The sequence below is a fragment of the Ruegeria sp. CG11 genome (assembly GCF_056537245.1).
In genome coordinates this window covers 15685-36914 of record NZ_JBQFRE010000023.1, presented here as the reverse complement: position 1 = coordinate 36914, position 21230 = coordinate 15685, and the positions used below count along the sequence as shown (strand labels likewise).

General features: G+C 56.3%; 21 protein-coding genes and 2 pseudogenes. 5 read left to right on the top strand and 18 right to left on the bottom strand.

The genetic code is table 11. The features are described 5' to 3' along the window. The first annotated feature begins 170 nt into the window (after window positions 1-170). Complete coding sequence (locus tag ACR0KW_RS22105) at window positions 171-602, top strand: ABATE domain-containing protein (protein ID WP_480806945.1); 432 nt, start codon at window positions 171-173, stop codon at window positions 600-602. Further along, window positions 523-702 carry a CGNR zinc finger domain-containing protein gene (locus tag ACR0KW_RS22100; protein WP_480806944.1) on the top strand — a complete coding sequence of 60 codons (180 nt, stop codon included), beginning with the start codon at window positions 523-525 and terminating at the stop codon, window positions 700-702. Before ACR0KW_RS22105 ends, ACR0KW_RS22100 begins: the two co-directional genes overlap by 80 nt. A 692-nt stretch (window positions 703-1394) precedes the next feature. Here ACR0KW_RS22100 and ACR0KW_RS22095 read toward each other — a convergent pair. Then, window positions 1395-2084: pseudogene (locus ACR0KW_RS22095) on the bottom strand (IS6 family transposase); the annotation flags it as partial. Between the two features lie 217 nt (window positions 2085-2301). On the opposite strand from ACR0KW_RS22095, the gene nuoH reads away from it, so the two are divergent. From nuoH to ACR0KW_RS22080, 3 genes are read left to right on the top strand one after another with little or no spacing between them, the layout of a single operon-like run. After that, window positions 2302-3288, top strand: coding sequence for an NADH-quinone oxidoreductase subunit NuoH (gene nuoH, locus ACR0KW_RS22090; RefSeq protein ID WP_480806943.1), 987 nt, complete (start codon window positions 2302-2304; stop codon window positions 3286-3288). Window positions 3289-3296: 8 nt separating this feature from the next. Then, a complete protein-coding gene (locus tag ACR0KW_RS22085) occupies window positions 3297-3863 on the top strand; it encodes an NADH-quinone oxidoreductase subunit I (protein ID WP_480806942.1) in 567 nt (188 codons plus the stop codon). A gap of 57 nt (window positions 3864-3920) precedes the next feature. Further along, window positions 3921-4361, top strand: a complete 441-nt coding sequence (locus ACR0KW_RS22080) for a CBS domain-containing protein (RefSeq protein ID WP_480806941.1) — start codon at window positions 3921-3923, stop codon at window positions 4359-4361. Between the two features lie 22 nt (window positions 4362-4383). Here ACR0KW_RS22080 and nuoG read toward each other — a convergent pair whose 3' ends face one another. The 17 genes and pseudogenes from nuoG to ACR0KW_RS21995 form a co-directional block, all read right to left on the bottom strand. Next, window positions 4384-6813: an NADH-quinone oxidoreductase subunit NuoG gene (nuoG, locus tag ACR0KW_RS22075; RefSeq protein ID WP_480806940.1), complete on the bottom strand. Its 2430-nt coding sequence runs from the start codon at window positions 6811-6813 to the stop codon at window positions 4384-4386. Continuing rightward, window positions 6810-8075: an NADH-quinone oxidoreductase subunit NuoF gene (nuoF, locus tag ACR0KW_RS22070; RefSeq protein WP_480806939.1), complete on the bottom strand. Its 1266-nt coding sequence runs from the start codon at window positions 8073-8075 to the stop codon at window positions 6810-6812. The genes nuoG and nuoF overlap by 4 nt, the downstream gene beginning before the upstream one ends. Continuing rightward, window positions 8068-8559: an NADH-quinone oxidoreductase subunit NuoE gene (nuoE, locus tag ACR0KW_RS22065; RefSeq protein ID WP_480806938.1), complete on the bottom strand. Its 492-nt coding sequence runs from the start codon at window positions 8557-8559 to the stop codon at window positions 8068-8070. Before nuoE ends, nuoF begins: the two co-directional genes overlap by 8 nt. Next, on the bottom strand, window positions 8556-9770 hold the full coding sequence (gene nuoD / locus ACR0KW_RS22060; protein WP_480806937.1) for an NADH dehydrogenase (quinone) subunit D: 1215 nt from the start codon (window positions 9768-9770) through the stop codon (window positions 8556-8558). Before nuoD ends, nuoE begins: the two co-directional genes overlap by 4 nt. Further along, a complete protein-coding gene (locus ACR0KW_RS22055; protein WP_480806936.1) occupies window positions 9767-10318 on the bottom strand; it encodes an NADH-quinone oxidoreductase subunit C in 552 nt (183 codons plus the stop codon). Before ACR0KW_RS22055 ends, nuoD begins: the two co-directional genes overlap by 4 nt. Beyond that, window positions 10315-10809: a NuoB/complex I 20 kDa subunit family protein gene (locus ACR0KW_RS22050; protein WP_480806935.1), complete on the bottom strand. Its 495-nt coding sequence runs from the start codon at window positions 10807-10809 to the stop codon at window positions 10315-10317. The genes ACR0KW_RS22055 and ACR0KW_RS22050 overlap by 4 nt, the downstream gene beginning before the upstream one ends. After that, a complete protein-coding gene (locus ACR0KW_RS22045; RefSeq protein ID WP_480806934.1) occupies window positions 10797-11162 on the bottom strand; it encodes an NADH-quinone oxidoreductase subunit A in 366 nt (121 codons plus the stop codon). The genes ACR0KW_RS22050 and ACR0KW_RS22045 overlap by 13 nt, the downstream gene beginning before the upstream one ends. Window positions 11163-11349: 187 nt before the next feature. Continuing rightward, window positions 11350-11895 carry a hypothetical protein gene (locus ACR0KW_RS22040; protein ID WP_480806933.1) on the bottom strand — a complete coding sequence of 182 codons (546 nt, stop codon included), beginning with the start codon at window positions 11893-11895 and terminating at the stop codon, window positions 11350-11352. A gap of 127 nt (window positions 11896-12022) precedes the next feature. Next, window positions 12023-13462 carry an NADH-quinone oxidoreductase subunit N gene (locus ACR0KW_RS22035; protein WP_480806932.1) on the bottom strand — a complete coding sequence of 480 codons (1440 nt, stop codon included), beginning with the start codon at window positions 13460-13462 and terminating at the stop codon, window positions 12023-12025. Beyond that, window positions 13459-14934 (bottom strand): NADH-quinone oxidoreductase subunit M, encoded by a 1476-nt coding sequence (locus ACR0KW_RS22030; RefSeq protein WP_480806931.1) that lies wholly within the window; start codon window positions 14932-14934, stop codon window positions 13459-13461. The genes ACR0KW_RS22035 and ACR0KW_RS22030 overlap by 4 nt, the downstream gene beginning before the upstream one ends. 8 nt (window positions 14935-14942) lie before the next feature. Then, window positions 14943-16703, bottom strand: a complete 1761-nt coding sequence (locus ACR0KW_RS22025; RefSeq protein WP_480806930.1) for a Na(+)/H(+) antiporter subunit D — start codon at window positions 16701-16703, stop codon at window positions 14943-14945. Next, the gene (locus tag ACR0KW_RS22020; RefSeq protein ID WP_480806929.1) at window positions 16696-16950 is read right to left on the bottom strand and encodes a hypothetical protein; all 255 of its coding nucleotides are present in this window, start codon (window positions 16948-16950) and stop codon (window positions 16696-16698) included. Before ACR0KW_RS22020 ends, ACR0KW_RS22025 begins: the two co-directional genes overlap by 8 nt. Continuing rightward, entirely contained in the window at window positions 16947-18407 is a 1461-nt protein-coding gene (locus tag ACR0KW_RS22015; RefSeq protein WP_480806928.1) for a monovalent cation/H+ antiporter subunit D family protein, read from the bottom strand. The genes ACR0KW_RS22020 and ACR0KW_RS22015 overlap by 4 nt, the downstream gene beginning before the upstream one ends. A 2-nt stretch (window positions 18408-18409) precedes the next feature. After that, entirely contained in the window at window positions 18410-18712 is a 303-nt protein-coding gene (gene nuoK / locus ACR0KW_RS22010) for an NADH-quinone oxidoreductase subunit NuoK (protein WP_480806927.1), read from the bottom strand. An 8-nt stretch (window positions 18713-18720) separates the two neighbouring features. Continuing rightward, window positions 18721-19209: pseudogene (locus ACR0KW_RS22005) on the bottom strand (NADH-quinone oxidoreductase subunit J family protein); the annotation flags it as partial. Between the two features lie 339 nt (window positions 19210-19548). After that, entirely contained in the window at window positions 19549-20457 is a 909-nt protein-coding gene (locus ACR0KW_RS22000) for a complex I NDUFA9 subunit family protein (RefSeq protein WP_480806926.1), read from the bottom strand. A 7-nt stretch (window positions 20458-20464) separates the two neighbouring features. Further along, complete coding sequence (locus ACR0KW_RS21995; RefSeq protein WP_480806925.1) at window positions 20465-21229, bottom strand: slipin family protein; 765 nt, start codon at window positions 21227-21229, stop codon at window positions 20465-20467. Window position 21230: the final 1 nt, after the last annotated feature.

The window sequence follows — 21230 nt, the reverse complement described above, 5'->3', positions numbered from 1 at the left end:
CAAGTGGGCACTTATGGGGGCCAGCCGCAGGGCACCACGCAGGATTCCTCGCCAAGTCAGGACAAACTTGCTGTTTTCGGGAGGAATATCGGGCGAAGCGTTTCTAACCAGAACAAAGGTTAGTTACGGGCCGCATTGCCAGTCAAACCCTGCAACGGTTGGATAGATGCATGACCTACAGTACACACTCCATAGTTCGACCGATTGCAGGAAGGCTGGCGCTGGATTTCCTGAACACGGCAAACTGGACGGATGACAATCAGGTCCCGCACGAAAAAATTGAAACAACCGCTGATTTAGATCTGTGGGCGCAGACGCTTGGGCTACCCAACGCGCTTAATATTTCGTCAGTTGAGACCATCCATGAATTCAGATCAAACCTGCGATCTGCTTTTTCTGGACCCTGCACAAACGAAAAATCTGAACCTCGACGAACACCTGAAAAGCCTCGAAGCCCTGCCCGGCAGGTCCGTAGAATACCTGCGTTGTCAACCTTTTTTAGGGCTGATCGCAATCTCAGCGATGTCGATATTGAGCGATACGCGCGAACTGACGCTCGTGAAGAAGTGTCCCGGCACCGATTGCGGTTGGCTGTTTCCTGACGAAACCAAAAACGCCCGGCGCAAGTGGTGCATCATGGAATCCTGCGGAAACCGAGCCAAAGCCTCCCGCAGCTACGCCCGTAGGAAGCAAACCAATTAAAGAGCTTTGCTCAAACACCTGCGCGGCAGACCGATGGAGAGAGATAGGCTTAACAGAAACCGCGTAGCCGACATTATTAAGCGCATTTAGTGCGGATCTGCAGCTCGATGCCAATTTCATTGCAAAAGTAATTTTCGGCCAGGTGCGCCATCTGATGTAGGGCGCTCACCTCGCTCTTGGTCACACTATGAAGGCTGGGTCAGATTCGTGTGACGTTCAACACCAACTGTGGAACGTCGCTAATTTCTGACTCTCGATACGAAATTTCTGAATCTTATCATAGCACCTGAGCAGGCATTGTTGGCCAAAACGTCAAGCATTTCTGACCCAACGGCTGCTATGCGGACTTTGCTGCCGTTAGCTTTTGGCGCACAAGGACGCTAAATTTCAAATCGCAGCACACTAAACGAGGAGCACAGGGCATGTGGTGGATAATCAGCGGCTTGATCATCTTTTTTGCATACCTAAGCCTGCGAGATCGCCAATCCCACCGGCGCCGCGAAAAAATTTCGCCAAGTCCTATGAACCACTTCCGCAATCCATCAAAGTGTTTAACGGCGTTGGCAGCGGAATAATCAGTTTCAATGACGAAAGAACCCAAATTGAAATAATTCAACAATTCGAAGAAAAGGCAAAGGTTTATCTGCAGCGCAACTACTCAGAGCCATTGCCGAGAGAGCTTTTGGCGTTCCTGCGTGAATTTTCCAATCTGGGTATGATGGCCTTTCCCAATGGCGGTAGGAGGCGGACATTTTGTGGCGACGGGGTCGAAAGATCAGGTTGATCTGGTCGTGAGCGGCAAGAAACCTTTGTGCCTGACGTGGTGACTTAAACCGGCCCATGATCTTCTCGCGTTTGTCAGTTGGCCGGTGCGAAACTTCGATGGCATTGTTCAATCCCTTGCACGCGCGATGGTCTGCGTCCGGAGCAAGATGTCTGATTGGCTTGGTGTAGTTTCGCAATTTGTCCGTGATCACAACCCTCGGCTCGTCAAACCGGGCAATCAATCCACGCAGAAAGCGCTTTGCGGCCTTCGCGCTCCGCCGTGACTGGACCAGAATATCAAGCACATTCCCATCCGCGTCGATAGCGCGCCAAAGCCAGTGTTTTTTGCCGCAGATCGTGAGCACGACCTCATCCAAGTGCCATTTATCGCTCGGCCGCAGCCGATCCCGTCGAACACAATCTGCGAAATGTTTGCCAAAACGAATAACCCAAAGCCGGGTTGCCTCACGGCTCACATTCACGCCCCGTTCCGCGAGTAAATCCTCAACATCGGCCGTGCTGAGGGGAAAGCGATGACGGGCTCAATCTGCGTAGGCGATGATTTCACGAGGAAAGCGAAAGCCTATCAGGCGAGGCATATTGGTCGGAATCTTCATCCCGAGCGGATGGCGCGGGAAAGATTGTCAGGCAACTTGGCGATACCGTTTAACCCTTTAGCTCGGAGAAATTTCTTCGGTCAGCAACAATCTTCGCAACAGATCCGAAACGGCCGCTCTGACAAGATAACCAATAATATGCTAATCTGGACTATGGGCATTAATCATCGGGCCGCTCACATCGAGCCCTGATCCTGAATTGAACGAGCCTGTAGCCATGGAACTTGCTATCGCAATTGGCCTGATCGTCCTGAAGGTCGCAATCCTGATCGCGGCTCTGTTGTTGCTGCCGCTTCCACTGGTCTGGCTTGAACGCAAGATCGCCGGCCACATTCAACAACGAATGGGCCCGATGCGCGTTGGCTGGCACGGCCTGTTGCAGCCTTTGGCCGACGGCATCAAGCTGTTGACCAAAGAGGATCATATCCCCGCCGATGCCGATCGGCTGATATTCAAGCTGGCCCCGATTCTGGCGATGCTACCGCCGTTTGTTGTGTTTGTCGCGATACCATTTGGCGAGAGCGTTTCTGTTTTGGGTCACGAAATCACACTGTATGTCTCGGACATGAACGTAGCCCTTCTTTTCGTCTTTGCGGTGATCGGGATTGAGGTCTACGGAGTCATCTTCGGCGGCTGGGCTTCCAACAGCAAATACTCGGTTCTGGGTGGGCTGAGGACTTGCGCCCAGATGATCAGTTACGAGATACCGATGGGGTTTGCTGTCATCGGTGTGGTGATGCTGGCGCAGTCCATGAGCCTTCTCGATATTGTGCGCGCGCAGTCCGATATGTGGAATGTGGTGTATCAGCCTGTGGGGTTCTTTGTTTTCTTCGTCGCCGGATTGGCCGAGGCTCAGCGCATTCCCTTCGATCTGGCCGAGGCCGAAGGCGACCTGGGTGCGGGATTTCACACAGAATACAGCGGAATCCGGTTCATCTTCTTCATGGTCAGCGAATATGTGGTGATGGTGCTGGTCTCAGTTCTGACAGTGATCTTGTTCTTCGGCGGCTGGAACGGTGTATTAGTCCCCTTGCCTCCGATCCTCTGGTTCCTGCTAAAAGTGGCCTTTTTCATCTATGTCTTCATGTGGTTCCGCTTCACTTTCCCGCGATACCGCTATGATCAGTTGATGGAGATCGGGTGGAAAGTCTTGCTTCCGCTATCACTGGCGAACATAATGATAACCGGGGTTGTTTTCCTATGAGGGCAACCATGACAGACGCTGCAAACAAACGACAAGGCTGGATCGGGTGGGCGTTCTTCGCCGACCTTGGCGATGCGCTGGTGCTGACGTTCAGTTACATGCTGTCGCGTCCGGTGACCGAGCAATATCCCGACAAAGAGAAATGGCTACCTTATTCGCGCTATCGCGGCCACCACTTCCTAAAGCGTAACGAAGAGGGTGAAATAAACTGCGTCGCCTGTGAACTTTGCGCCAAGATCTGCCCCTGCGACTGCATCACCGTCGTTCCCTATGAGGACGAAAACGGCGCGCGCCACCCCAAGGTGTTCGATATAGATACTGCGCGATGCTTGTTTTGCGGCCTATGCGAGGACGCATGCCCGGCGGATGCCATCGCGCTGGGGCAACAATACGAATTTTCCAGCTACGACTCAGCTCTTCTGGTTGTGGACCGGGATACACTCCTGACAATGCCCGGCAAAGCGGAAACAGGCGGCGGTGTGGTAGACGCACGTCTGAAAACCACAGACGGTGTACGTGTAGAGACCGCGCAGGATGCGGGATACAATTGGTGGCGGAATATTCGGCGCAAGTAAAAGCCGAAAGGAAATGCGCATGTAACAACTGGCGGGAACCCCGCCAAGGAGGTGTGGATGTTCGTTTCTGACATATTGCAGTTGAAAGGCTCCGAAGTAATTTCGGTGAGCCCGGACACGACGATGGTAGATGTTCTAAGGCTTTTCCATGAAAAGCAGATCGGCCTGGCCATCGTGAGTACAACGTCAAACCATGTTTTGGGCACGGTTTCCGAGCGTGATTTTTGTAATGCAGTGGCGCAACGTGGCGCCATGGTCGCCAATTTACCGGTTTCGGACATCATGCTAAACGGCATCTCCACCTGTTCTAAAGATGACTTGCTGCCAAAGGTCTCGGCAACAATGATCCAGGAGCGGACACGGCACGTTCTGGTGATGGACGGTGAAACGCTTGTCGGGGTTGTGAGCATTGGCGATGTTGTCAAAGCGCGGTTGGACGAAGCACTGAGGACGCAAAAGGAACTGCACGAATATATCGCAGGAACCGGATATCACTAAACTACATCAATTCGCGCGAGTTTCAGCCGTCAGGTTTGCGGACCTCGACGCGACAGGGATATTCACCTTTCTTCATCAGACTGTTGAGCCGCAAGCTCCGATAGCTTTCCGGAACAAAAACCAGCCCTTCAGGAAACTGCGGGTTAATCTTCAGACGAGCCGTCAAGTGCCCTGCAGTTGATGTCACAACCACCATATGATCGGCTGCAAGCCCCCGTTCTTCGGCGTCCCTGACACTCATCTCCACGTAAGGCTCTTCTGCCACCGTGGCGAGCGTGGCCGAATGTTCAGAGAAACTCCCTCCATAAAACAGCCCGTTGCCCGTAACCAGCGCCAGCCCTTGCTTGCTTGCCGTTTTGACCAGTTCTGGCGCCTTGATCGATCCATCCGAGGGCCCTTTCAACACGGACGTAAATGCTCCGTCTGGTCCAATCTGATCAATCGAAAGGCCGGAATAGACGGGGTGTGTCCGGGCGATTTCACCAAAGATTCCTGCATGATCAGAGTGTTTCAAACCGGTACCGATCGGTGCCGCACACCATTCGAAGATCTCAAGGTCGCTGCGCGCCGCAAATACCGGATTACGGAATTTTCGAACGATCTGAACCCGTCCTTCATTGTTGGTGAATGTTCCAGCCTCTTCACCATGTGCCGCAGAAGGCAACACCACATCAGCCAACTCGGCAGTGTCCGTATGAACCCAATCCTGCACGATCAGAAGGTCCACTTTCTTCAGCGCATCAACGACGCGGGCGCGATCCGGGTAGGAACCGACAGGATCGGCGCCCGCAATGTAAAGCGTGCCGATCTCGCCTGAGGCGCACAGATCGAGCACCTCACCAACCCCGACAAGCGGTTTACCTTCCATGCCCACTACCATGTCCAGCGCACCCATCAGGTTGGGGCGATCAAAAAGTCCCTGTAAGGCCACGTTCTTTCCAAGTGTCTGCAGGCAATGTAAAAGGCCGTGAAGCAAGGAAAAAACTGTCTCGGCTTCCGGGGCTCTGAACAGGTCCATGCCGATCAGAACCGTGACGCTCGGTGCTGTAGACAGCGCGTTAATCAGAACGTCCAATCCTGCACGTGCCTGTTCGGACGGCTTCTCACGCCGGTCAAGCAAACTTTCTAGCAACTCCGACAAAACGGACGCCTCTGTTCCGGGCAGCATCCGCTCCGCTACGCGTGCATCGGCATCCAGCCGAGAGGGGCGCGCCGACAAAAGATAGAGTTGCGTCGCCCCGCCTCGTACCGCGCCCCGCAGAAGGTACTCGCTGACTGGATTCTCTTCGGTCACGTTGCTGCCGATGACAAGCGTGCAATCGGTTTTGATCACCTCTTCGAAGGGCGCGCGCGTATAGAAATCGCCCAGCAGTGGCCCTAACACATCGGGAAAGTCGAAGCGTGAGGATATCGCAACCAGATCGCTGTCAAAGGCACCCTGCATCAGTTTCCCGAACTGAAACAGCGCCTCATTTGTTAACCGAGGTGAGGCAATCCCCGCCGCGCGCTCCCTGGTCCGGGACAACCTCGTGCGCAGATGGGTCCCTGCGTCCTCCCAGGATACCGGCGTTAAGGCGTCGCCCTGCCGGACCATCGGGCGCTTGATCCGATCTGGGCTGGCAAACACATCCATCCCGAACCGACCGCGCACGCACAGGATTTCCAGGTTCAACCCCTTGTCCCATTGGGACCGTACCCGCATGAATTCACCGTCACGCGAGCCTACTGTCAGTTGGCAACCGGTCCCACAATGGGCGCAGATCGTATCGGTCTCAACCAGATCCCAGGGTCGCGATTTGTAGCGGTAAGGAAAGCTCATCAGTGCCCCAACTGGGCAGACCTCGATGCAGTTGCCACATTGATCGCAACTGGTAAGGCTGCCTTCAAACCCGGTCACGGCGGTATCCATGCCCTTTTCCACGGTTCCCAGGGCTACTGCGCCGACCACTTCTTCGCACATGCGTACGCATCGCTGGCACTGGATGCAGCGGTTGACGTTCATGATGACAACCGGGCTGAGTTGGATGTCCTTGGAATGAAATACCCTTTTGGGATCGCGGAACATGCTTTCCCGAGGGCCGTATTCCATCACCATGTCCTGCAATTCACATTCCCCGCCTTTGTCGCAGATCGGGCAGTCTAGCGGATGATTGGCCAGTAACATGTCGAGCATGACCGAGCGTGTCTCAGCGACCTGCTCGGTTGTCGTCCGCACGACCATTCCATCCATAACCGCAGTTGCACAGGCGGGTTGCAGTTTGCCCTGCCCTTCGATCTCGACCAGGCACATCCGACACGAGGCCAGAACCGGCAGCCGTCGCTGGAAACAGAAAGTGGGAATGTCGATGCCCAACCCTTCGGCAGCGCTCAGGATTGTTGTTCCCGGCTGGACCTGCACCTCGTGATCATCAATGGTCACAGTCAGGGTGGTGATGTCGCTGGTTTCGCTCAATGAAACGGGCACCTCCCTTCGTCGATATGGGTAACAAATTCGCTCCGAAAATGTTCCAAGGACGCACGCAGCCCCATCGCCGCCCCATCGCCTAAAGCACAAAAAGTGTTGCCGAATATGCCGTTGCATAGCCCCTCGAGCTGATCGAGATCGTTGGATTCGCCCTCGCCCGCTTCGATCCGGCGCAGGATCTTGACCACCCAGTCCAGTCCTTCGCGGCAGGGCGTGCACTTGCCGCAGCTTTCGTGGTGAAAAAACTCGATGATACGCGTCGCAACCTTGACGATACAGGTGCTGTCATCAATCGCGATGACCCCTGCTGAACCCAGCATGGACCCGACCGCGGCCAGTGAGTCAAAGTCCATTCCGACATCCATCCCGCTTTCGGGGATCATCGGCGCCGACACGCCTCCGGGGATAACCGCTTTGATCCGGCGGCCCTCGGCCGGCCCGCCCCCATATACTTCGATCAACTCACGCAGGGGAATGCCCATCGGCAGTTCGTATAGGCCGGGCTTTCGCAGATGCCCCGAAAGACAATACAGCTTGGGTCCCGGGCTTTTTTCCGGCCCGATCCCGCGAAACCAATGTGCGCCGCGTTCGACAATGGCAGGCAGGCAAGCCAGCGTCTCGACATTGTTGATGACCGTTGGACTGTCATACAGCCCGGCCACAGCCGGGAAGGGGGGTTTCAATTTCGGCTGCGCCCGCCGGCCTTGCAGCGATTCCAGCATCGCGGTTTCTTCGCCACAGATATAGGCGCCTGCGCCCTCATGAATATGGACGTCAAATCTGAATTCCGACCCCATTATGCGGTGCCCGAGATACCCCTTTTCCTGCGCCTCTGAGATCGCCGCCTGCAAAGTTCGGATCGCCTTCACATATTCACCGCGAACGTAGACATAAGCCGTCTCGGCCCCAATCGCGTAGGCGCAGATGGCCATCCCCTCAATCAGCAGATGCGGATCTTCCTCCATGATGATCCGGTCCTTGAAGGTGCCCGGCTCACCCTCATCCGCATTGCAGCAGAGGTACTTCGGCGTCTCCACATCTTTTGGAACAAAGCTCCACTTGACCCCGGTCGGGAACCCCGCCCCGCCGCGCCCGCGCAGGCCCGAGTCCTTGACCGTTTCGATAAGCTCTTCGGGGGTGTATTCTTTCAGCACCTTAGCCAGCGCGCGATATCCGCCAGTGGCTTCGTAAACGCTCATCCGTTGGCTGTCGGAGATACCGACACTCTTGAGAAGGACAGCCTCAGTCATCATCCGCCCCCTTTGAATTTCGCAATGCTGCCAACAAGTCGTCGACCCGCGCCGTATCAAGATTGCCGTGATACTCGTCGCCAACCTGCATCACCGGCGCCATCTCGCAAGCGCCCAGGCATTCCACAGTGGACAGCGTGAACAATCCGTCCTCGGTGGTGTCCCCCTTTGCGATGCCCAGCACCTGTTCCATATGCGCCTGCAACGCCTCTGCGCCACACAACATGCAGGACAGGTTGTTGCAAAGCTGCAGGTGGAACCGCCCCACCGGTTCGGTGTGATAGAGCGTGTAGAAGGTGGCCAGCTCATAGACCCAGATCCGTTCCACGCCAAGGATGTCGGACACCTCTTCCAGTACCTCACCAGTCAACACACCGCGTTCTTTCTGCGCGATATACAGCGCCGGCATGATCGCCGAGCGCTGGTCGGGGTAGCACGCCGCCGCCGCTTCGATCCGCATACGCATGTCCATCGGCGCGTTCACTTGTCCACCTCCGCCATCACCGGATCCAGACTGCCCAGAACCGCGATCATGTCCGCAAGGTAACGGGCGTTTTTCGCTCCATAGAGCGCCTGGAGATTGACAAAGGATGGAGCCCGAACCTTCATCCGGAACGGTTTGGGGCTGCCATCGCTGACGATATAGAACCCAAGTTCACCCTTAGGCGCCTCGATGGCGGAATAGACCTCGCCCGCCGGGACTTTGAAGCCATAGGCCGAAAGGTCGAAATGTTGGATCAGCGCCTCCATCGAACTGTGCACGCGGTCCTTGTCGACCGGGAAGGCTACTGTGGGAATATCCGCCAGAAAACGGCCTTCGGGCATCTGCTTGAGGCATTGTTCAATGATCCTGACGCTTTCGCGCATCTCTTCCACCCGGCAGCGCCAACGGGCGTAGCAATCGCCTTCCTTACGGGTAATCACATCAAATTCGACCTGATCGTAAATCTCATAGGGTTCATCTCGGCGAATGTCCCAATCCACCCCCGATGCCCTTAGATTGGGGCCACTGAGCCCAAGATCGATCGCATCCTCGGGCTCAATCACGCCGATGCCCTTGGTGCGCTTGAGGAACATCCGGTTCTTTTCGACCAGACGTTCGTAATCGCGGATTCGATTGGGGAAGATATCGCAGAACTCTCTGATCTTGCCTGCGAATTCCGTGGGCAGGTCCTCGCGCACGCCGCCCACCCGACAATACGAAGTATGCATCCGCGCGCCTGTGACCATCTCCATGAGATCCATGATCATTTCCCGTTCGCGCATCGCATAAAGCAGCGCAGTCATCGCACCGAGGTCCATCGGCAGTGCGCCGGTGATCAGCAGATGACCCGACAGCCGCGCAAGCTCGGCCATGATGACCCGGATATATTGCGCGCGAACGGGGGCCTCGATGTCCAGAAGCTTTTCCACCGCCAGCGCAAAGGCCAGATTGTTGGACGGCGGGCAGACATAGTCCAGCCGGTCGGTCAGCGGAAAGATTTGCGTATAGGTGAAGTTTTCGGACAGTTTTTCCGTGCCGCGATGCAGATAGCCGATATGCGGATCGACCCGTTCGACATATTCACCGTCCATTTCCAGCACCAGACGCAGAACCCCGTGCGTACTGGGATGCTGCGGCCCGAGGTTCAGCAGCACCTCTTTGGTATCCGGCACCCCGCCTAGGGGTGGCCTGAGTTCCGTGGCCTCGGTCATGATTTTTCTCCGGTGCCGCCGGGGATGTCCTTGGTCTCAAGGTCCGGCCGCGTTGGCGGCACACCCTCGGCGCCGAAGGGGTTCAATTCATCCCGGTAGCCCCTGAGCGGAAAATCCTTGCGCTGCGGGAACCCTTCGAACCCCTCCCACATATAGATACGTCGCAAATCCGGGTGGCCGTCGAAGGCGATGCCATACATGTCCCACGCTTCACGCTCGTGCCAGTTGGCGGTCCGCCAGATACCAACGACACTGGCGATATGCGGTGGGTCCGCCAACCGGCATTTCAGACGAACGCGCCATTTGTCGGACAGAGAATACAGATGGTAGACAACCTCGAATCTGGGCGTGTCCGGCAGGTAATCGACCCCGCAAATGTCGGAGAGAAAATTGAAGCCCAATTCGTCTTTCAGAAACCGGCAGAGATCTACGATGATTTCGGATGACGCGGTGAAAACGTGGATGCCATGTGACACACCGTTGTAGGAAACCGTATCGCCGAACCGCTTCTCGAGCCGGGCAATGAAGGGGACCGCAGCACCGGTCATGGCCCTGCCGCCCGGCCCAGCGGAGTATCCGTAAGCGCCTCGGATTTCTTGATTTTCTCCTGTAGCAGAAGAAATCCGTGCATCAGCGCCTCGGGTCGCGGCGGACAACCGGGTACATGCACGTCTACCGGCACAAAGGTCTCGGACCCCTGTACGACGGCGTAAGTGTTGTAAACTCCACCGGAAATTGCACAGGTGCCCATTGCAATGACCCAGCGCGGTTCGGGCATCTGGTCGTAAAGGCGGCGTATCACCGGGGCGAATTTCCGTGTCACCGTACCTGCGATGATCATCACGTCGGACTGGCGCGGTGATGGCCGAAACACAATCCCGAACCGGTCTAGATCATAGCGTGCACATCCCGCCGAGATCATCTCGATTGCGCAGCAGGCGATACCGAAGGTTTCTGGCCAGAGTGCCGATTTGCGGCTCCAGCGGACGATCTGGTCGGTTGTGGTAAACAACACGCTGTCGCGGATTACGTTTCCCATTCCAACGCTCCTTTCAGCCAGGCATAGGCAAATCCCACCAGCAGCAGGACGATGAACACGAACATCTCGATATAGCCGACGATGCCGATTTCTTTCAGCACGACGGCCCATGGAAAGAGAAACATCGCCTCGACATCGAATACGACGAACAGGATCGCGATCAGGAAGAACTGTGCCTTGAACTGACCCGCGGCGGCTTCACCTGCTGGGTCCATGCCGCATTCATAAGGCATGTTCTTGGCGGGGTACGGGTTGGAAGGGCGCAGCAGTGACGACACAAATAGCGTCGCGGCCACTACGAGGATTACCCCGGCAACCATGATGAGAACAGGTAGAAATTCAAGTCCGGTCATATCGCAAAATCCTGTGCTCGACGGACCTTGCGCTCGTGAAACCTACCCCGGGATCGAGGGCTTTTCTGCCCCCGGGGAAAGGTCATGGCCTTCCCCTATGGGAGAAATGATATACGCGGATGGCTGTATTTCAAATAAAAATCACGTGTCGAACAGGGATTCCAACCGCTGTCGGTCTCAAGCCAGCTTAGGGGAAGCTGCCGCTTGGGCCGTCACCGCTGCATTCCCACTCGACACAAACGCAACGGTCGAAGATGCAGGCCCAAACACCGCATGTCGCCGTCAGGTCGTCAATCCCATCATCCGGATCACTGGCCCCGTCTACTCCAACGTAGACCAACAAGGCGTTGTCAGCGACGATCGGAAGACCGAACGCGTCGCGGTCCTTGATTTCGCGAATATATGCGGTGTTTCCATCTGCTCCCAACTTGCGACTGGCATACTCCATCAGTTCCGCCTTGCGTTTCGAAAGGTCTCGGGACAGCTCGGCCTGTGCTTCGTGCGTCAAGGCCAGTAATTCTGCCTCTTCCCTAAGCAGAGTGCGGAACGACGCAAGCGCATCACTTAGGCGCGACAAATCAGCGATCACCCTTGTCGCGTGCCCGCTATGAGATTTCGCCTTGTTCACTATTGAGCGAACCGCCGAAAATGCGGCGGGAATTGCTGCGTCATCGGGGTATTTAAACGTTGTCAGGTGTTTTTCCAGAATATCGATATGTTCTAAAACGTTCATTTGAATATCCTCCTAAATAGCTGAGATCCCTCGCTCCGGATATTCACCAATAACTTTTAGTGATGTGGGGCATTTTAGCACAATCAGCGTTCTGCATCCAGTTACCCCGAGCATTTGGCACCACCGATCACCGCCCCGGCGCCGACAGCTGTACCAGGTCCAAAAACAATGCTGGCAGCAGGCCGATCACGATGGTTCCCAGCGCCGCAGTCACCAGCGCCAGCTTCAGGCCAGGCGTGAATTCCGGCTCGAACGGCCCAGCCGGTTTCCGCATATAAATCACCATGACAATACGGATGTAGAAATAGGCCGCGATCACGCTCAGCAGCACGGCAATGACGGAAATCGCCACGTGCCCGCCTTCAATCAGCGCGACCAGCACATAAAACTTCGCAAAGAACCCCGCTGTCGGCGGGATGCCAGCTAACGCGAACAGAAACAGCAGCATCGACAGCGCGAACACGGGGTGCGATCTGGACAAACCCGAAAAGTCGTCGATGGCTTCACCTCGGCTACCCTCGGAACGCATCGCGATTACCGCTGCAAAAATACCGATATTCATGAAAGTATAGATTAACAGGTACAACATCACGCTCGCCGCACCATCCGGGCCGCCCGCCACGATGCCCAGCAGCGCAAATCCGGAATGGGCGATACTGGAATAGGCCAGCAGACGCTTGATGTTGTCCTGCACCAGTGCCACGAAACTGCCGAGCGCCATTGTGAAGACGGCAATCACGGCGATGACTAACCAAATTTCCGTTGCAGCCAGCAGCGGGTTCAGGACAACCCTCAGAATTACCGCAAAGCCAGCGGCCTTGGGTCCTACGGACATGAAGGCAGTAATGGGGGTAGGCGCACCCTCATAGATGTCAGGGACCCACATATGAAAGGGCACAGCGCCGACCTTGAAGACCAATCCGGCAACGATGAATACGACCGCCAACAAAAGACCCGGATCGCGCTGGCTCCCGGATACGGCAGCGGCAATGCCATCAAGTTCCGTGGTGCCGGTCAACCCATAGATTAACGATACGCCGTACAGGAACACCCCCGTCGAAACCGCGCCCAGTATCACGTATTTCAGCGCCGCTTCGTTCGAACGCACTTCGCGGCGTAAAAGCCCCGTCAGAACATAGGTGCAAAGAGCCATCAATTCGAGCCCGACGTAAATTGACAGCAAATCGGTGGCCGAAGCCATGATCATCATGCCGGACAACGAAAACAGCAGCAGCACATTGTACTCGCCGCGCTGGATCCGTTCGATCTCGACATATCGGCGCGACAGCAAGAGTGTCAGTACGGTGGCTATGTAGAAAATAGCCTTGAAAAAGGCAGAAAACCGATCGGACACAAACATGCCGGAATAGACAAGCAGGTTCTGATCCGCCAGCACCAAGGTCAGTGCGGCAGCAACAAGGACCACAGCAATCGCGGCCAGATCCAGAAAATACCCACGCTCGGGCCGGACGAACAAGCTCAGGATCAACAAAACGCATGCCCCGGTGATCACCACGATCTCGGGCAGACTGGCCAGTACCGACTGGAGGAGTTGCGCCTGATTCACTCCGCATCCTCCTGTCCTTGAACCTGTGTCAGCAAATTTTCGACCGAAATCTGAATGATGCTAAGGAATGGTTTTGGGTAAAGGCCAATCCAGACCACCAGAACGGCAAGAGGTAGGATCGAGGCAAGCTCGCGCCGGTCAAGGTCCCAAAACTCGAACCGTTCGCCGATCGTCGCGGAGCCCAGGGCCACACGCCTAAACATGCTCAGCAGATAGGCCGCTGCCAGAACAGCACCAAGGATCGAAATACCTGCAAGCAAAGGATTTGCGGCAAAAGCACCCGACAATATGAGCAACTCGCCGACAAATGAATTCAACCCGGGCAGCGCCATCGATGACAGCGAAAATAGTCCGAGGAAAATGGAACACAGCGGTGCGACCTTCATCAGCCCGCCATAGTCGGCGATGCTGCGGCTATGCGTGCGCTCATACATCAGCCCGACAAACAGAAACAGCGCCCCAGTGGTTATGCCATGGTTGAACATCTGCAGAATTCCGCCCGTGACCCCACGGCTGTTCAGGGCAAAAATACCGAGTGTGACAAAGCCCATATGAGAGATACTGGAATAGGCCACCAATTTTTTCAGATCATCCTGCGCCAGCGCCAGCAATCCTCCGTAAACGATTGCAAGTGCGGAAAGGGCCAGCATGAAAGTGGAAAAATAAACCGCTGCATCCGGTAGCATCGGCAGCGAGAAACGTAGAAATCCGTATGCCCCCATCTTCAGCAAAACGCCCGCCAGGATGATACTGCCCGCAGTAGGCGCCTCGACATGGGCATCTGGTAGCCAGGTGTGTACTGGTACCATCGGCACTTTTACGGCAAAGGCGATTAGGAAGGCAAAGAACAGCCAAGCTTGCGTGACAAAATCCAGATCCGCATTCATCAATGCGAGAATGTCAAAAGTCCTGCCGCCCTGGAAATACAGCACGATGATCCCGATCAGAAACAACACGCTGCCCGCCAGTGTGTAGAGAAAGAATTTGAACGCCGCATACACGCGCCGCTCTCCGCCCCATATGCCGATGATCGCGTACATCGGCACCAGCATCGCCTCCCAGAACACGTAGAACAGAAACAGATCCAGCGCCGAAAAGACGCCCAGCATTAGAGTCTGCATCGCTAGCAGACTGACCATGAAGGATTTGACCATCTTCTCGATGGCGTTCCATGACGCTAGAACGCAGATCCAGCCTAGAAGCGCGGTGAGAAAAACAAACAGCACCGATATGCCATCAACCGCGACGGCATATTTGATCCCAAGTGCAGGTATCCAATTCCGCTCCTCGGCGAACTGCATCTCATAGGTGGAAGAGTCGAACACCAGCAGCAAGAGCAGGCAAAGGCCAAAATCTAAGAGAGTAACTGCAAGCGCGGTCCATTTAATTGTCTGCGCATCCCGTATGAACAGCACGGCAGCCGCCCCCGCCACCGGCAGGAAGATGATGAGGCTGAGCAGCGGAAACCCCATGCCACCTCCTAAAGCCACACAACGGCGAAAATGATGATGGCGGCGATTACGCCCGCGATCATGCCCACAGCGTAGTGAGTGACAATTCCAGTCTGGACCCGGCGCAATCTCTCCCCGCTGCGCAGAACCTTACGGGCCACGCCGTTCACAATGGCATCGATCCCGCCGAGATCGGTTCGCAGCCCTGCCTGAGCCGAGCGGTGCATGAAGGGCAGCAGCGTTTTTTCCGACACCGTGCTTACCGCCTGTTCATAGCGCGCGAACGGTTTTTCAGCGAAGCGCATGAACGCCTGCGCGCCCTTGCGATAGAACCAGTCGGTGTCGATGCTGATCGTATCCTCGGGATCCAGCGCCTTCAGGAACAACACAAAGCCAAGCGCTGTGAACATGAGGATGCCGAGGCTCTCGCTCACGTGCGCCCAGGTATAGGGGTAATAGTCGACCTCGTACGGCAACAGCGCATAAAGCGGCGCGGGGTAGACGCCAATGCCGATGCACAGCACCGCGGCGATGCTCATAGCGATCAGCATATTGCGCGGCGGTTCCGGCGGGCGCAGGCCGGAATCTTTGCCGAAAAACATGTAATAAGGCAGTTTGAGACCGGTATGCAGAAACGTCCCTGACGACGCCAGCGTCAGCAACAGCATCACAGTCGCCCGGTGATCGTACCCGGCGGCAGACACCACCATTGACTTGGTGACGAAGCCGGAGAAGAAGGGAAAAGCCGAGATTGCAAAGGCCCCGATCATGTAGAGCATCACGGTCAGCGGCATTGTCCGGTAGAGCCCGCCAAGTTCGGTCAGTTTGCGCCGTCCGGTGACATAGATCACCGCGCCTGCCCCCATGAACAATAGGGCCTTGTACAGGATATGGGCAAAGGCGTGGCTGGTCGCGCCATTCAACGCCATTTCCGTACCAATACCGATTCCGGCCACCATGTATCCCACTTGGCTGACGATGTGATAGGCCAGCAGGCGGCGACAATCGTTTTCCATCACAGCATAGATCACCCCATAGATCGCCATGGCGGTGCCCAACCAGACCAGCAGTTCCGCGCCCGGAAAGCCCCGCGCCAGCACGTAAACGGCTGTCTTGGTGGTGAAGGCACTCAGGAACACCGCGCCGGTGACGGTGGCCTCGGGGTAGGCATCCGTCAGCCAGGCATTCAATGGTGGCACGGCGGCGTTTAGGGTAAAGCCGATCAGGATCAGATAGGCGGCGGCACCCAGTGGTCCCTCGACCGGGCCGAACATGACCGATCCCGTTGCCGCCCCGTGCAGGATGACCCCGCCCAAAAGCGCGACACCCCCGGTGAGATGCACCATCAGATAGCGGTACCCGGCCTGCATCGCCTGTTCACCGCCTGAGGCGAAGATGAGATAGGTCGAGGCAAAGGCCATGCCCTCCCAAAACACGAACAACGTCAGGTAGTCGCCGGCAAACACCACCCCCAGCGCGCTGCCGACATAGAGGAAAGCCGCAACATGCTGGCCGGGCAACTTCAAATGCAGGGCATAGATCATGCCGATCAGTGCCATGATGGTAAAGACGGTGGCAAAGACAAGGCTCAGCTTGTCGACCCGTGCAATCAACAACTCCTGCCCCAGAAACCGGACCGCGCCATAAGAGCCTGATTGGGACATCACAACGACGGCAATGGCAAGGGCCGGGATCAGAAGTAGCCAGAGTTTGCGAAGCTTTCCGTTCAGAAACGGGATCACCAAGGCTCCGGCGAAGAACAGAAGTGTCGGGTGCAGGAACTCAGTCATAGTAATCTTCAGGCCGCATAAGCCCGCCCTGATGACCGAGGAACTTGGAAACAAATATGATCGCCACGCAGGACACGAGCCCATAAACCGCCGACCAGCCCGGCAATTGTTCCCACAGGTATTCAACATGTTCACGAGGAACCAGAAAGTCCGCCGCGACGATCAGTGCCAGTACCAGATAGAACAGGCGGAGGCGGAGGTTGGAATAATTCGAGTCCCCAAAGAATTCGACGATACGCGCGATCATCTGACCACCTCCTCTGCCAATGTGATGAAATAACCGGGGAAAATACCCATCAACAGCGACAGAATTCCTGTCGCGACTAGCGGCACCGTGACCAACGGGATTTCACGGACGCGGCTTCCCCCCTCCGTTTCCTTACCAAAGAAGGCGATATAGCTGACCGGAAGGAAATAGGCTGCATTCAGGATTGAGCTGACCAACAGTACGACCAGAAAGACGAACTGCCCCCCGTCGACCGAGCCCCATGCCAGATACCATTTGGACACAAATCCTCCGGCCGGAGGCACACCAATCATGCCGAGCGATCCGACAAAGAAGGCGGCCATCGTCCAGGGCAGTTGCCGCCCAATGCCTCCCATCTCGCTGATTTTCCGTTTGCCCGTGGAGCAATAGATCGAGCCCGCGCAAAAAAACAATGTGATTTTGGAAAAAGCATGCGCGGCGATATGTATGATACCACCGACCATCGCGACGGGCGAAAACAGAACCGCCCCGAGGATGATGTAGGAAAGCTGACTGACCGTGGAATACGCTAGCCGCGCTTTCAGATCGTCGCGGGTCAGCGCGTAAATCGACGCGGTCAGAATAGTGAACGAAGCTAGGTATGCTGTTGCGATTGCAAGCCCCAGTGCCTCCATCAACCCGGCACCGAATACATCGAACACCACGCGCAGCACGCAGAATACACCCATTTTCACCACCGCTACAGCATGCAGAAGTGCGCTGACCGGGGTTGGGGCCACCATCGCGGCGGGCAGCCAGGCATGTAACGGCATCAACGCCGCCTTTGCGAACCCGAAGAGGTAGCAGAAATAGACAATCGTCAGCAGGATCGGCGTAGCCTCAACCCCGGACAGCAAGCCGCCCTGCACGAAATCCAGCGTGCCTGCCAGATGGTAGGTCAACGCGATAGCTGCCAGCAAAACGCTTTTTGATGCACCCATCAGATAGACGAGGTATTTGCGGCTCCCCTCCCAGGCTTCGTCATCTTCGTGATGATAGACCAGCGGATAAGTCACGAGGCTCAGCACTTCGTAGAAGATCACCAGCGTAAAGAGATTGGCCGCAAACGCTCCGCCAACGGCGGCGGCAAGGCTGGCTGCAAAACAAATGTAGAACCGGGTCTGCGCATGTTCACCGAGGCTGCGCATGTAACCGATGGTATAGATCGACGCAAAAATCCACAGCAGCGAGGAAATAGTGGCAAACACCATCCCCAATGCATCCACCCGGAAAGCAAAATTAATTCCCGGCAGGATTTCGAATAGAACGACTTCGTAGGTTCCGCCTGACAAAACCCGGGGTGCCATGGAAGCCACCAAGGCGAACAGCACCACGGACGCAACGGGTGACACGAGGTCCCGTGGCCCAACGCGGTCACGGAGATAGAGAACCAGCCCTGACGCAAGACCGGCGACTGCGATGGCCAGAAGCGGCCTTATGGATAATACCGCCTCCACCCCTACCCCCGCATTATCGTGATTTCATCAACCTTGAGCGTGGCCTTGTTCCGCACCAAAGCAACAAGGATACCAAGAGCAATGGCAACCTCCGCTGCGGTGATGGCGATGATGAAGATCGCAAAGATGCGGCCCCGGAAATCATCGTGGAAATGGGCGAAAGCGATGAAGTTGACGTTGACCGAGTTCAGCAACAACTCCAGCGACATCAGAACCACCAGGATGTTGCGCCGCACCAGTACCCCGGCTGCTCCGACGACGAACAGGACAACGCCCAATACGATATACCACGACAGCGGCACCATCAGCGCGACTCCTTCTGTGCCAACACGATGGCACCGATCAGAGCGACAAGCAGGATGACAGAAGCCACTTCGAATGGCAGCAGGTAATCGGCAAACAGAGTGGTGCCCAGCTCGCGGATCTCACCGCCGGTTGAGGTCCCCGCAACGGTTTCCGGAAACTTCTGGCCCATCAGGACCAGTGCCAACATCTCAAACCCCAGCAACGCGACCAGTCCGAAAGCAGCGAAGTTGCTTCCTGGTAGAAACCGCCGCAGCGTCGCGTCGCGGATATCCAGCATCATGGTCACGAACAGGAAAAGGACCAGAATCGCACCGACATAAACAAAGACCTGGATAACCGCGAGAAGCGGCGCCTGAAGCAGCACGAAAATAGCCGAGATATTGACAAAACAGAACATCAGCGCCACCGCGCTGTGGACCGGGTTGCGCGCCAAAACCACTCCCAGGGCTGCCGCCACAGCCCCAACTGCAAATATCAGAAAAAACCCCTGTTCCATCGACGTCGACTCCCGACGTACGTTTTTATCCGGCCTGATACGGCCAGAATTCGGATTGTGGTAATGTTCAATGTGTCAGTGAATTGTGCCTCAAATGGCCGATTTTAACAAGAATTTCTCAAAGTTAGGCACCCCAAACCAAATCCAACCCGTCTTTTGACGTCCTCTATGTGAACTGTTGCACTGCCCTTTCGCGAGGCCATTTGCCCAGTCGAACCCTCCGGCAAGCACCTAAGCCCGAACCCCAAAAGCCCCCCTTCACTCGAATACTAAGAAACTCCGAAGCTTTGCTGAGGGTCGCGGTCTAGTGCTGCCAACAGAGCCAGCACTGCGGTTGGGTCAGATCAGACCCAGGGCAATTGCGGATCTCGGATTGATCCCAAGATCTGAGAAATTTGCGAACTTGTCACCGACCACATTGTCCCTCTGCATTAGCGCGACCTGAGCTCGTGTGATGGGCGGCTTGGGCAAGACCGCCATCGCTGCAGCTAGAAACCACCAGAATCGATAGGGCACAGGCAACAGAAACTTCCTTTTGCCACTGCGCTGTGCCAAACGGCGCAGGATTTCCCTGAAAGTAAACACATCCGGCCCGCCCAGCTCATAAAGGCGTCCGCGGGGCCCGGAAATTTCCGAAACGGAGGCCACCGCCTTGGCCACATCGCCCACACAAACCGGCTGCAACCGAACACTGCCGTCACCGAATAACGGAAGAACAGGCATACGCCGAACAATTGCGTCGAACTCCCCGAAAAACGCGCCGCTGCGACTGAACATGGCACTGGGTCGCAATATCGTGGCCTCCGGAAAGGCGCGGCAGACCTCATCTTCGCCTTCCGCACGGGCGCGAACATAGGCAGATGGAGAGGCTCGGTCAGCTCCGATCCCCGAGATATGCACCAGACAGCGGGCACCAACTGACCTCGCAGTTTCGGCGACCGTCCGGGCTCCGCCTACATGCACATCCCGAAAGGTGTCCGTTCGGGTTTCAACATAGAGGCCAATGCAATTGACGACTACAGTAGCGCCCTGCAACGCGCTTTGCACCGTATCGGGGCTTTTCAAATCACAATGCACCACACGGACCGCACCGTCCGGATCATTGCCAAACCGGGCGCCCTTGTCCGGACATCGCGTTGCGACGCCGACAGCGAACCCCCTGCCCTGCAATTGCTGAACCACCCGGCGCCCGAGGAACCCTGTACCCCCGAGGACAATCGCCGTTTCTCCGGTATTCGCTGTGGTCACATGCGCCTCATTCGTCATTCTTTTGCGCTTTTGGAAGCAGATCGATGGGCAGCGGGAACACAACCGTCGTTGTACCGTCGGCGGCAATGTCATTGAGGGCGTTGAAATAGCGCAGCTGCATCGAGTTTGGCTGGGTCGCTAGAAGCTTGCCAGCTTCCACCAGTTTCGACGCCGCCTGAAACTCTCCTTGCGCATTGATGACCCGCGCCCGGCGCAGGCGTTCGGCCTCGGCCTGTTTGGCAATGGCGCGGACCATGCTTTCGTCGATATCCACATGCTTAATCTCGACATTCGCCACCTTGATGCCCCAGGCGTCGGTCTGTCGGTCCAGAATCTCCTGAATATCGACGTTGAGCTTGTCGCGTTCGGCCAGCATCTCGTCCAGTTCGTGTTTGCCAAGAACCGACCGCAACGTGGTCTGCGCCAACTGGCTTACAGCGGCGCGGAAATCGGCCACGTTGATGATGGCACGCTGTGGGTCCACGATGCGGAAATAGATCACTGCATTGACCTTGACCGAGACATTGTCGCGGCTAATCACGTCCTGGCTGGGCACATCTTCGACAAACATGCGCAGGTCAGTGCGCACAAGCTGTTGTACCACCGGAATGATCAGAACAAACCCCGGCCCCGAAACCCGTGTGAACCGCCCCAGCGTAAACAAAACCCCACGCTCATACTCCCTAAAAATGTAAATCGCTGCTTGCAGGAACAGGATCACCAGCACCAAAGCGATGAGATAAGCGATCCATTCGAACTGGAAAACTTCCATG